Genomic DNA, 14,167 nt, shown 5'->3' with positions numbered 1-14,167 from the left:
TTACAAAGACTCTTGGTATTCCTTTATCTGTTTTACACAAACGTCAATTAGTTTTTCACCTTTCTGGTATGCAATCGTGAACTCTACAATTTTGTCAATCGCCTGCCTCAGGTTCCAGCGCGGGTGCCATTCCAATTCAGCAGCAGCCTTGGAACAGTCCAGCTTTAGATATTGCGCTTCGTGAGGTTGAGCACTAGTATCAACTTCAAAGCTGGCTCCCTCCCATATACTACAAATCTCCCGAACAATCCATTCAACAGGTTTGGCATCATCATCTAGAGGGCCAAAATTCCATGCACTAGCGAATTTCTCACCATAATTATATAAATTCTCTGCTAATAAAAGATAACCACTCAAAGGTTCAAGTACATGCTGCCATGGTCTAATAGAATTTGGATTTCTAATGATAATTTTTTGATCAGTCAGAATAGACCTAATGATATCTGGTACTAACCTATCAACTGCCCAATCTCCACCACCAATTACATTACCAGCTCTGGCTGAAGCAACAGCAATCTTTCTACCATCAAGCTGATTATTTAAAAAGGAATTTCGGTAAGCACTAGTCACCAACTCAGAACATGCCTTGCTACTAGAGTAAGGATCATGCCCACCCAGTGGCTCGTTTTCTCTGTATCCCCAATGCCATTCCTTATTTTCATAACACTTGTCAGTTGTAACATTAACTACAGAAACAACACTTAGACAATTTCTGACGGCTTCCAATAAATTGACTGTACCCATAACGTTCACTTCATAGGTTTCGACTGGACTCTTGTAAGATTCCCGCACTAACGGCTGAGCAGCCATATGAATAACAATTTCAGGTTGAGCCTGGAGCATAGCTCTATTCAAACTTTCGCCATCTCTAATATCAGCTATCACACTGTTTTTCAATAGATCCTTTATATTACATAAGTCAAATAAACTAGGAGTAGTTGAAGGCTCTAAAGAATATCCTGTAACTTCAGCGCCCAAGGAACTTAGCCATAAGCTTAGCCAAGATCCCTTGAAACCCGTATGCCCAGTCAAAAAAACTTTTTTCCCCTTCCAAAATTGTTTATTTATCATTTTGTTTTCACCGGCTTTGCATCCCACGTTTTCCAAGGAGCCTGCCCGCTACTCCAAAGATCCTCTAAATGGTTTTTATCTCTCAGTGTATCCATTGGTTGCCAAAATCCATGATGCTTAAAACCAAACAATTCACCATCACGTGCCAATCCTTCCAAAGGTTCTTTTTCAAAGAAAGTCTCATCACCATCAATGTAATTAAATACTTCTGGTTGTAACACGAAGAACCCTGCATTAATCCAAGACCCGTCACCTTTAGGTTTTTCTTGGAAGCCCTTTACTTCGTTGTTGGAAGCTATATCTAATGCACCAAAGCGGCCACTTGGCTGCACAGTAGTTACTGTTGCGAGACGTCCATGTAAGTTATGCTGATTAACAAGTTCTGATATATTCACATCAGATACACCATCGCCATAAGTTAGCATGAAAGGTTCGTTTCCAATGTATTTTTGTATTCTTTTTACTCTTCCACCAGTCATTGTATCAATCCCGGTATTCACAAGAGTTACTTTCCAAGGTTCTGCTGTATGGGTGTGTGTCACCAACTGATTATCACTTGTGAAATCGAATGTAACATCTGATTCATGCAAAAAATAATGAGCAAAGTATTCTTTGATGTAAAATCCTTTATAACCAAGACATATCACAAAATCATTAAAACCATAATGGGAATATAATTTCATGATGTGCCATAAAATGGGCTTCTGGCCTATTTCAATCATAGGTTTCGGTCTGAGATGAGATTCTTCGCTGATTCTAGTACCATACCCACCTGCAAGAATAACTACCTTCATTTCATTAGCCCCCGAATTATTTTTTATCTAACACGAAACTTCTGATCTTACTAACCACATAATCAATTTTTTCTTTAGTTAATCCTGGATAAACTCCAACCAGGAATGTATCATGCATAATTTTATCAGTATTTTTAAGATCGCCACTTATACGATAATTCACATTTTGAAATGCTGGTTGACGGGTTAAATTGCCGGCAAATAACATGCGTGTCTGAATCCGATTGGCCTCCAAATACTCTACAATTTCATTCTTCGTGAATTTTGCACCATCTTGTACAGTTAACATAAACCCAAACCAACTTGGATCTGAGTTTTCAGTTGCCCTTGGCAGAATAAAGTGTTCTCCCAGATCCTTCAAACCTTCAAACAATCGTTTGAAATTTTCTTTACGTGCTTGAGTGAAAGTTGGAACCTTCTTAAGTTGTTCAACCCCAATAGCTGCCTGCATCTCTGTAACCCGCAAATTGTAACCAATATGTGAGTAGGTATATTTATGATCATACCCATATGGTAAAGAACCTAGCTCCCAACCAAAGCGTTTATTACATGTATTATCACAGCCAGATGGGCACCAGCAATCTCTGCCCCAATCTCTGAAGGATTCAATGATTGATTTAAGCAAGGCGTTATTGGTGTATACTGCCCCGCCTTCACCCATAGTCATATGATGCGGAGGATAGAAGCTTGATGTACCGATATGTCCATGTGTACCTGTTAATTTCCCATTAAATTTAGAGCCAAGAGCATCGCAGTTATCTTCAACCACCCATAGATTGTATTTAGCAGCAATCTCCATAACCTTATCTAACTCAAACGGATTACCCATAGTGTGAGCAACCATAATTGCCTTGGTTTTTGGTGTAATCGCTGCTTCAATACGATCTACTATGATATTGTAAGTTCCCAATTCAACATCGATAAACACAGGAATAGCACCATTCTGTACAATAGGCGTTACAGTTGTAGGAAAACCTGCTGCTACTGTAATTACTTCATCTCCAGGTTTTATCTGACGATCCTTCAATTTCGGAGATGTTAAAGCGGAGAATGCCAGTAGATTGGCAGAGGAACCAGAGTTAGTAAGGAGTGCATATCTAACTCCCAAGAATTCTGCATATTCTTTTTCAAATTGTTTGTTATATCGGCCAGCGGTAAGCCAAAAATCTAGTGATGAGTCTACTAAGCTTCTCATTTCCTTCTCATCATATACACGTCCACCATAAGAAACTTGGGTTAATTCAGAATCAAAGTCTTTGTTTCTTTCCGAATGGAATAATTCGTAATAGTTTTCTACTTTAGACAAGATATCAAGTCTTGTAATTTTCTCATAATCAGTTTTGCTAATTTCAGCAAATTGAGTGATATTTTCCAAGGATATTTTTGTCTTAACACGAGTATCTAAATATAATGAAACCTTAAGATCTCCATGTTTTACTTCAAAATTGTATTTCTCTGAAAATTCATCTGCAAGTTTATCGAAAAGATTGTAGATTTCGACTTGATCATTCCTAACATCAGAGGAAATCAAACCATATTCACCTAATTCTTTAATTAAAATAATTATACCTTGCTTTAGCATTAGTACACCCCTTAAGAATTTTTAGAAGCTCCAAAACTCCAGTACTTATGGCCAAAAAAGCTAATTACTGTAGTCAAAAAAAGAGCCGTCGCCTGAGCGATTAATTTATTCATTCCTATTGTATCAACTAATAATGTTAATAGAAATAAGTTAACAAAAAAAGTAATGATGTATACCAACATAAACTTCATACCACTTTTGGCATTATATCTCTTCTGCTGAAATGTCCATCTATTATTCCATAAATAACTATGAGCCACACCTATCACATGTGATAGAATAAGTGCTTGGAGATAATTGTCTTGAATGAATTTTAGATATACTGTATATACACTAAGTCCCACAATTGTATTTAAAATACCTACTATTACAAATTTAACCGAAGGATTTTTCACAAATCATCAAAACTCCTATTATTATAAGTCTGGCAAATGATCTCTCATACCTTTCCAATTATCAGATATTTCTTGATCCAATAAGACACTGTTACTTATTCGAACTTCACTTATAATACCGTTAAAACCACGATCCATATTCATCCAGTTTCCTATTGATAATGGTAGCCGACTATTCTCAAAATGTTCTAAACTCAACTCAGAAGTCTCTAAAAACAATTGGCCATCTATATAAATATTAGTCTTTCCTTTATTAAACACAACGGTAATATAACTCCATTCATTTGGAACTAATGAGAACTTTAATGGGGGAGCCCATTGATTTCCATTCCCATAATTAAAAGAATAAACATTTTGATTATCATTTTCCTGTTGTATTACAAATCCTTGAAATCCATCTCCCGGATGATTCCCGATTATTATGCCATATGGTTTCTGAACCTTATCCGGTTTTAGAACCACCTCAATAGTAAATTCTTGATTTAACGAGACTGCGGGCAGATACTCCTTCACACCCACTATACTGTCATTAAATGGTTTACTTACGAAAAAATTATTACTTATAAGATAATGAATATCATTTTGTCGATTAGGCAGTAGAAATGAATTAGACGATGTTCCTTCGGATTTTCGAACTAACAACACCATATTATCATAGGGACTTTTATCTATTATCTCAAAATTATCATATAATGATTTCATGACCATTAGATTAGCTTCATAATTCTGTTGGGCGTTTGTTAAAAAGTTTAAGTCTACAAAGACCTTTTTCAAAGAACTATTTTTATTTATTGCTGTATTAATTTTATTGTATTCTTTTATTAAAAATAATTCTGACATTCCTGGAATATCGATTATAGGCATAGTTTTAGTATATAAATAATCCACTCCTGAATGATAAGATAAAATTAAAATCTTTTCTCCTTCAGTTGTGTTTTCTTTTATAAAATTAATACCTGACGTAACTGGTGTCTCAGTTTTATCAAATACTAAAGACCAACGACTTTCAAATAGGTGATAAATATTATTTGTATTTTTCACTATGCTAAGTAATGAAGATCCAATTAATACTATTAAAAGAAATAATGTACTGCACAGCAACCATTTCCTCTTCCCGACCTCATTGTTTTTTTTCTCCACTTCACAATACATCATGTATATATATATAACCAATAACATTAATGCAGGATACCAAGTTAGAGTTAAAACATGGTCATGACTTCTACCTTGATAATACGTGAATAGCCCTACTCCAAGAATAGACAGTATAAATACTAATCTAACTTGTAATGTATTTACTTTTTGAATAATACTATTCAATGAAATTATTAGCCCAATAATATACATGAGAATAACTAGATTCCAAGGATGTATTATCTTCATAGGTAGCATGAAGAATCCAAAACCATAAAAATATGTTTGATAACTGAAAAAACTTATATAATCCGGCATCACTCCGGATCTCAAATAAACAAATAAGGAAAACGTCAATAGAACCAATACTAACCCTGCTAATGAAACGAGAAAATGTTTTAAACAACTTTTACAAAACAAAGAAAGGCCTTTCCAGTTAAGAGCTTCATCGAAAATCAATGCTAATATCCAAGTTAAGAAAACAATTATTCCTGTGTCCATATTCCACAATACAGCCAATGAGAAGATTAAGCTAAACAAATAATATTTCCAGTTACTTTTCCTCTCGAAAAATTTAAGTGAAAGATATAATAACAAAGAGGGAAATAACGTTCTTATGGGATAATATTGATAATATGGATCAGGGCTAATAAGCCTAAAATGTATATATCCATAAAACAAAACAAATGAGAATGCTAAAAAGCATATAAATTTGTTAAGAATCAATTTATCAAGAACCTTATATATACAATAGAATGAAAGCGATATTAACAAACTCATAACTAATGTAAAAGTAAATACATTTAAACCAATTAATTTGAATATCGGTTCTAATATATGAGGATATAGTCCATATTGATTTGTAAGATCCACTAGCATTGTCTTCCCTAAATAAACTTGGCTAACAGAATGAAATACTGCATTAAAGTGACTTGTATATTGCGCAATATCATAAAATGAGTTGATTGTAAGAGTATTCGAAAAACCAACAAAAATGATATACAAAATCACAGTCCATTTAATAACCTTATTTATTTTTTCATTAAATGCGTTGTGAAAGAACGACTTTTCATTCTCTTTTCTTTCCAAAAAAAATTTCATTATCAAAATAAATATAACAATTGCTATATATAAGATGGGAGATTCCTTGATAAAAGAGTTATTAATAAAAAACACATTTCCACTTTGTGTAGTATAAGAATAGAGTAAATATATAATTAATAAAGTATTCAATGCAAAAACGATATAATATATCGTTTTTGATGATAGAATTTCAAATTTCAAAAATGCTTTGTCAAAAATCAAATACAAAAAGCACATTACTATGGGAAAACCTATTACAGATATAAAAAACATTCTTTTCTCTGTTGGCTCTGGCAAAAATGAAGCTGGATCAACAGAGAAAATCCCCTTTATACTTGTCGAAAAATCGCTTGGTAGGTCTACATTAATCATTGTACCAATGCAATAAAACACAATGGTTGTAAGAATTATACTTAATGAAGCAGAAAAAAACGATCTCCTTGCCTTATACACTTATTCCACTCCTTTTCAACCAATCCATGATAAACCTAATTTTAGACGCGGGCATTCCTCAAAAAAAGACTGTTATTCATGGTATCAGAATTCGGTTCTTCGCATTTCCTTTACGCGTGTTATTTCGATATCTGCCGAACAAAACTAAATATCTGTAGCAATTGATAATAGCGTATCATTGATTTATTCTTATTTGATAGAGTGCTTCTTTAATAAACTTAATTCCCCGCAAACTTGTTACCCGCTATAATGAAACGTCTTGTATTTTTTAGTAGCTATCTAATCTTACAGAGTCTCATGTGGGGCCAGCTCTATATGACACACTTTTCCACCATCGGAAGTGTCTAAGTGTACCAGCTTCGAAACTACAATGCGTTATCTGTCAGTTCGTTCATCGTTGTATTTCAAATGCTCGATTTCCTTGTTATCCAATTTCCAGCTACCATGTGGAGAGTTAGTTTCCCCAGTTCGGTAATTAGAGTACATTTAGAGACTATATGATTATTCTCCAATACTAGGGTATTTGAATATTTTCCCCTATTTTCACTACATGTTCACCCAAATTGTCACTTATTATCAAAGCGACCTCATATTCCCCACCTTTAAAGGTACTTGTATCAAAGGAATAAATATGATACCCAGTATTTAAGCCTTCTGAAGAACTATCATCTCTACTAACTGTATTTGTTCTCAAAAAATACTGTCGTTGCTCACCGATTAACGTAACCTGTATTTTAATTAACGGAGATTCGTCTCCATTAATACCTGCCCATCCGCCCATGCTAAGTAAATTGCCTTCATATGAAAACCAATCCTTAGTGTACTTTACTTCGGTTGAATCAAGAATATAACTTTTATAGAACTCTGACAAAGCAAGATTCTTAACCTCATAGGCAGTGGGCCCCAATTTAACAATTAAATACTTCCCAACATCCTTAACATACCCTTCATGAGGAAAGCACTTCATTCCTTCTGCATTAGTAAGAATCTCCTGCTCATTTATTTCTGTAAGTGGTTTAATATTGTATCCATGTAAATTCATAAAGCGGAAGATTCTACTAGATTTTTTTATTTCACTTTCGCTACCATAAAATCTATCCCACTGAAAGATAGAGTACCCTTCTGTATCACCAAGTTTTAAATTATAGTTTTCTGGAAGTCCTATAAACACTACTTCTTTTCGGTTATTTCCAGCATTATTTCTCTCTAATTCCATAGCAATTGAATTCATTTTCGCTAAGTCCAATTGATATCTCTGATAGTCCACATAAAATACTTGATTCATGTACTTTGTTTGGTATAAAACGATCAATACTATTAAAGTAGTTATGATAATACGGAACTTGATCCCAAAATATTCTTTATTATTAAAGCACATATAAATCAATGCAGCAACAAAACCTGTGAATACACTATTAGTAATAAATATCCGATTTACAAGATGAAGATTTCCTGTAATGAAATACATTGAAAACGCAGCAAGTACACATCCTAATCCAGCTAAAAATATTGATATTTTTTTATTTTTTATAAAGTAGATAGCACTGTATATTACTAAAATAAGGGCAGATATAAAGGCCATATATATCCCCATATGATGCCATATGTAATTAAATCCAACAAACTCTTTTATAAAGCTACTTAGGGAATTCATGAAAGCCCCTATGTTACTTAAATCATACTGAATATAATTCGAGGTATATCCTGAAGGAGCAACTGAAAAAATCTTTTGCAATATAGAGGTAATGATTGAGTTCAAGAAGATAACAACAGCAATAAAAAAAACACCCTTTAGCAATGTAAATAGCATTTTATGTAAAGAAAACTCAGCTTTACTTTTAGAGAAATTAACCGAAATAAAACACACCATAAAAACCCCAAACAAAAAATAAACTATAGCTAACTCCGAAAAAGCAAGCGCACAGTTACACAGGAAAACAGAAGGTATTATTTTCAATAAATTTCTTTTTTGCATTGTATATTCAAAAAAACCATTAAGCGCCAAGGGAATCAAACAGAAAACAGTCCCCATTTCTATAGTAGTCAACATGAAAATGAAATTATCTGCAATTAATGGGCAGGATATTGCAACACAAGCAAACACCGTGATTGCTACATTATCAAAATAATTATCAGAGAACTTTTGAATTATATATCCCCAAAAAGTGATCCCAATAGCAATAAGAAGTACACCTAATAAATCCCGCCAAAAAGGGAGGAAATCATAAGTATTAATTACGAATCTCGCAATATATCCTCCCCATCTCCCTTGTGCTAACAGCCCCCCATCACTTATATAACGCTCAAAGCTTTCATCATCCACACCCATTGAAAAATTCGTCAGTGTAAAGCCATATGCTAAAGCTACCGTTATTGAAAATGCTACCCAGTAGTATTTGTCTCTTATCATTGCATTTCTCAGCACCTATATCACTCCCTACATTAACATACTTGAAATACAGTATGGAGGAATGACTTAGCCGTACCTTAGCCATTCCTCATAGTTTCCAAGCATTATTTTAATCAAATTAATTTCATCTTGTTTCCTCTACTGCCTCTTTCGTTGCTTGCAAATAAGCATATCCATATTTTTTATCAGGTTCTAGATAAGCACCCTCTCCCCATTCATTCCACGCATTAACAAATACTAATTGGTCATCTAAGTCCGACCTGCTCTTTCCTTCTAAAATCACGTCTTTTAACCATTGCTTATACAATGCAGGTGTTGCACCTTGAAAAATCATTCCTTTGTTGTTTCTACGAGCAGTATTATCCCACATTGGCATAACTGCCCGATAAAGCTTAGGTAGATCATAATTAAAGTATTTTTGCTTCTCAACCAAGTCTTTATAATCAAACACCTCACCTGAGAAATCTTTACGAATATATTCGATGTCATGTGTAATATTTTTCAGTTGAGTATAGACGGTGCCTGGATGGAACTCTGAGATTGCATCAAATCCCATTCCAAGCAGATCTAACTCAACCATATTTTCCTTCACCGCGATAATATATAACTCACCTATGCCTTGGTTGTGGCAATACTCTCGCCAATACCGAATTATCTCATCAGGTTCAGGCATTAACCCTGGTCTGTAAACCGTTATCATTTTTTTACCTTTTACAGTGATGTAACGGCTATCATCTAAAAATCTAACCATATCGTGAATCACATTTTTATAGCTTTCCAAAGTTTTTGGCTGCTCCATCAATATTCCAGAGTTCGTTCCATCAAAACGCTTAGTCCAGTTTTCATTGGCCCAGCAAAGAGAAAATGGAAAATCGAGGCTCTTATCTTCAAGAAACATTTCAATCGGTTTCTCCAGAAGTCGCTCCCCGTTAAACCAATAATAATAAAAAGAGAAACCAAAGACCCCATGCATCTGTGCCAATTCTATTTGGCGGGCCATGTTTTCCTTAATCCTTAAATCATAGAACCCTAACTCACCAGGTAACCGTGGTTGATAGTGTCCGACAAATTGAGGAACTGCACGCGCAACATTGTCCCATTCTGTAACTCCCTTTCCCCACCACTTCTCATTATGTTCATCTGGGTGAAATTGAGTTAAGTAGTAAGCAATTATCTTACTGTCTCCTTCAACCCTACTATAATGTGATTCTGTAAGAGCTACAAAAGCTTCCTTATCACGCTCTGGAATTTTCAATATCTGTTCAATATATTGAATTTGTTCTTTTTGAGCTCCTTCAATTTCCTTATGCATAACTTGACCATTCTCCTCCTGTATTTCTGAGGGAGGGTGTGCAAGCAGACTTGGTTTAAATAATTTCTTAGTATTATACAAAAAATTTTTTTTAAACCTCGGACTGAATAATGGAAGCCTCCAAAATACTTTCTTTAAAACTTGATAAATTCGTCTGTCATGAGCCGTAACTGATAGAGGAACATCCAATTCTGATAACTCATTATGATTACTATTGTTTAATACTTTTTCAATTGGATTACGTCTAACTAAATCAACTGTACGCTGAGTTATGGAAGTCCATGTATTCTCCAATGCTTCTTTAGTCAATACTGTAAGGTAAGTAGTATCCATACGCAAAGTTGTAGCTTTCTCAACATATTCAATAAACTCAGCTGGACTATAGGCAATTAAACAAGATTCGTATTTCAGGCACTCAGGAAGTGCATAAGTAACAATAGGCTTTTTCAAAGCCATATATTCAAATATCTTTACAGGAGAAACAGATTTGGTAATATCATTTAGCAAAAACGGCAAAATGGCTATATCATAGAAAACAGCGTAATTACTAAGCTGTGCGTATGGTTTTGACCCAATAAAATGCACATTGTCGTAGTCTAATAGTCCACTTTCTCTTAACGATCCATCATGCTCATATCCTATCAGCAACAAAACGTATTCTTTGTTCTCAGCTAAATCTTTCAGCATATTATAGTCGATCCATTGAGCCAATGCTCCATGGTAACCAACTACAATTTTCCCTAGTTCAACAATCTCTCGAATATCCTCTGGGCATTTTGCAGCATGCCTATTAAGATTCCAATGCTCATAGTCAACGCCATTAGTTATTAACTCCATATTTTGATTGCGATACGGTTTAATTTGATCAAACAATTTGTCGGCTGTAGCAACTATTGATATTTCTGAATTTTGCAGTATATAATCATGACGTTCTAAGACAAACTTAGGAATATTCCCAGTAATCTGAGGTGTAATTTCATCAATGTATTCATAAACGATATGGTAGCCCTTATTGATAAATGACTCTAATTCTTCAATTCTAGTAGCAAGATCTATCGATTGGAGGCGTATAATTTTGAGACCACCCACATTATCCAATATTTCAAAAAGCTTCTTCTTAATTTCATAGTTGTCTAAATTGATTACACATAATGTTGGAGTGACAAATTCACAAATCTCTATTTCTTTATCTACTAATGGATGAGCACCATAAAAAGAAATCCCCCCAACATTACCCGCTTGAAGAGATAAGTGTTGAAATCTCTGAAACAGTGGGGTATTCCAGCCCATTGGTACATGGAATATATCAACAAATGAATGCGGAGTATTTTCAATCCATTGAGTGATCTCCCGCCAAATATCATGTTCTTGAACAATTTCAGCTAATTTGCCTGACTCTTTAACATTAGCTAATGACTCTGGACCTTTATTGTAAATTTTTTTGATAGTATTCGTTAAACCTATTGTTTTTAAGTTTTGTTTTGTCTTTAAGATTAGTTTGAAGCATTCTCTTATTAAATTTACAAACTTCTTATTCAAGTTTTTAACACTGTCTAATATAAGTCTTACGGGTTTAGTTGATTTCCATATCTTCGAAGTAACTAAAGTAGTGTACTCTTGAGCTAATATTGATTTTTCATGCATTAATCGACTGATTTGATCGTTTAATAATGATATTTCATTATTTAAACGATTATTATTATCGCTCAATTCTCTTTTGATAACCAGAAGATTCTCACGCTCAACAGCAAGTAATCCCTTATCTTTTAGCGTTTTTTTCAATTCATTTGCAAGTTTATTGTTTTCAGTCTTTATTTCATCAATTTCATACTGAAACTGCTCTTGCATTTCTTTCATTTGGTGTATTTTTTCATTAATCTCTTTAAAAGCCTGCTCCTCATCAAGAACTTCAATTTTCATTCTAAGATGTAATTTAAGTATATTTGGTGGTAAATTATCCATTAAGTAAATGGGATCAGTTGTTATAAAAAAGTCTACGTCAGAATCATCTGAATAAGAATTAAAGGGTTTTAAAAGGACTGACTCCCCATCCATCATAGAAGATAATATTGAACACTTGCAAGCATGGCCTTCGAGAGGATCAAACCGAATAGCTTTAATATTTTTGTATTCGCTAATATCAAATTCCAAAACAATTTCCTTTAAATTTTTATCAAAGTGCTGTTGAATCTTTTCGTAATCATTAAATCCGTCCCCTGTGTCTAAATACAGATTTGCAATTAAATTCTCCGATTTGAAAACCTGCTCCGGATCAAGAAGAGTTATAATATTCTTTTGGTATATTTCTTTATTTAACATCTTGACATAGACAGAAGAAAAGAAACCTTCCCATTTATAAAATACATTTATCATTTCAGGAGTAATACCATAATTCTCATACACACCATTCTCTTCCATGAAAAATCTAACATGTCTATGCTTTGCATAGAATTCTTTAATAGATCGCCATAAAATGAAGTTCACAGGTAAATCACAATCCAAATTCCATTCATAATCAATTACGATCCATTGTTCGTTATTATAGAACATATTATCAAATAAAGTGTCTATATTGCTATAAGAGGTAAATTCTAACTCCCCATCATATACTTCTGGACCGAATATTTGTTGAAACTTATCCGAATAAGAATTCACTTGATAGTTTTGAGTTATTATTATATTTCTAAATTTATTTATAATTGACATAAAATCCTGAAGGTCTCTATTTTCAAGTTTTTCCAGTAATAAAGTTTCAACTGTAGGTAGATCAAGGAAGTCAAAGACTAGATCATCGTCTACAATATAACCAGGCAATAAAGAAATGTTATTATTATGTTCTTTCGAATTCTCAAATACGTGTGCCATATGCTTTAAATGCTCTTTTGCTTTTTTGGTGAGAGGATGCTTAACAACCGCTAATCCCCTATCATTCTTCTTAATCATAGTAAATATCTTATAGGAATCATCTCTGTTAGCATTAATTTTCACATATAATATTTCTTCAGTGAATGCTTCTTGTTCAGATTCTCTTTGTTCATCGTTCTTTCCCGCAACGATTAGAAATGAATTCGCAAATGAACTTCCCACACTCTCTTTAACTAAAACACTCTGCATTTTAATTTCATCAAAAAACATATAACGGTCAGTATCATAACTATGCGTATCATAAGATAAAGGAATCAATTCAAAACCTTCATCAGAATAAATTGTCTCCGGAAATTTATAATCAGGGTATGGATAATAAAATTTCTTCAGAGCTAAACCACTTTCTTCTAATAGAAAACTTATTTCACTTTTCGAGAACGTTCTGATGTTCTTTTCGTTAACATAATCATTTAATCCTACAAATAATTCTCCAAGATGATCTTCTTTAGCTCCAGAAAAATACTTCATTCCTATTCTATTTTCAATTGCAATGATGACCTCTCCATCGTTCTTCAAATGTTTTGACAAACCTCTTACAAAATCCTCATAGGGTTTATCACTATTAATAAATCCACCTGCATACTCTAAAACTCCATTTACAATAACATAATCAAATTTTTCATCAAACCTCATGTTTTCAAAATTCCCAACAAATATCTCTAAATTCTCGATCTCTTTATGTCGTTCAAAATTTATGTTAGCACGTTTGTACGTTAATTCTACAGATGCAACATAATTTGCCTTTTCACATAATAATCTAGTTATTGCGCCACAACCTGCACCCACTTCAAGTATTCTGCAATTCTCCTTGAAGGGATACCAATTCAAAATATTTTCTCTCAAATGAGAAAGATGATAAAACAGAGGCCAATCAATATTATTTTGTCCATTTAGATCATTGTGTTTATTATTTACTACAAAATCCAATATTTTATCTTCTATAATCTCACCATCTGTATAATTAGTTTCATTATTGTAAAACTGCAAATTAAATTTTGCCATTATAGC

Annotated in this window: 7 protein-coding genes; all 7 read right to left on the bottom strand. The window is 33.5% G+C overall.

The features are described from left to right. Entirely contained in the window at positions 1 to 1,071 is a 1,071-nt protein-coding gene (gene rfbG, locus MKX42_RS04180; RefSeq protein ID WP_340757613.1) for a CDP-glucose 4,6-dehydratase, read from the bottom strand. Then, positions 1,068 to 1,865, bottom strand: a complete 798-nt coding sequence (gene rfbF / locus MKX42_RS04175; protein WP_340751467.1) for a glucose-1-phosphate cytidylyltransferase — start codon at positions 1,863 to 1,865, stop codon at positions 1,068 to 1,070. The genes rfbG and rfbF overlap by 4 nt, the downstream gene beginning before the upstream one ends. A gap of 16 nt (positions 1,866 to 1,881) precedes the next feature. Continuing rightward, positions 1,882 to 3,447 carry a lipopolysaccharide biosynthesis protein RfbH gene (rfbH, locus tag MKX42_RS04170; protein ID WP_340751466.1) on the bottom strand — a complete coding sequence of 522 codons (1,566 nt, stop codon included), beginning with the start codon at positions 3,445 to 3,447 and terminating at the stop codon, positions 1,882 to 1,884. Positions 3,448 to 3,458: 11 nt separating this feature from the next. Then, positions 3,459 to 3,842, bottom strand: coding sequence for a GtrA family protein (locus MKX42_RS04165; protein WP_340751465.1), 384 nt, complete (start codon positions 3,840 to 3,842; stop codon positions 3,459 to 3,461). Positions 3,843 to 3,863: 21 nt separating this feature from the next. Then, positions 3,864 to 6,512, bottom strand: coding sequence for a LamG-like jellyroll fold domain-containing protein (locus tag MKX42_RS04160; RefSeq protein ID WP_340751464.1), 2,649 nt, complete (start codon positions 6,510 to 6,512; stop codon positions 3,864 to 3,866). Between the two features lie 514 nt (positions 6,513 to 7,026). Continuing rightward, positions 7,027 to 8,937: a glucosyltransferase domain-containing protein gene (locus MKX42_RS04155; protein ID WP_340751463.1), complete on the bottom strand. Its 1,911-nt coding sequence runs from the start codon at positions 8,935 to 8,937 to the stop codon at positions 7,027 to 7,029. Between the two features lie 109 nt (positions 8,938 to 9,046). Further along, complete coding sequence (locus MKX42_RS04150; RefSeq protein WP_340751462.1) at positions 9,047 to 14,161, bottom strand: glycoside hydrolase family 99-like domain-containing protein; 5,115 nt, start codon at positions 14,159 to 14,161, stop codon at positions 9,047 to 9,049. Positions 14,162 to 14,167 lie beyond the last annotated feature (6 nt).

Origin of the sequence: Paenibacillus sp. FSL R7-0204 (assembly GCF_038002225.1) — a bacterium.
Taxonomy (GTDB): Bacteria; Bacillota; Bacilli; order Paenibacillales; family Paenibacillaceae; genus Paenibacillus_AQ.
This window is presented reverse-complemented; position numbering and strand designations above follow the sequence as displayed.

Coding starts and splice junctions, on each gene's coding strand:
- rfbG (WP_340757613.1), bottom strand. CDS start 1,071: ATGATAAATAAACAATTTTGGAAGGGGAAAAAAGTTTTTTTGACTGGG.
- rfbF (WP_340751467.1), bottom strand. CDS start 1,865: ATGAAGGTAGTTATTCTTGCAGGTGGGTATGGTACTAGAATCAGCGAA.
- rfbH (WP_340751466.1), bottom strand. CDS start 3,447: ATGCTAAAGCAAGGTATAATTATTTTAATTAAAGAATTAGGTGAATAT.
- MKX42_RS04150 (WP_340751462.1), bottom strand. CDS start 14,161: ATGGCAAAATTTAATTTGCAGTTTTACAATAATGAAACTAATTATACA.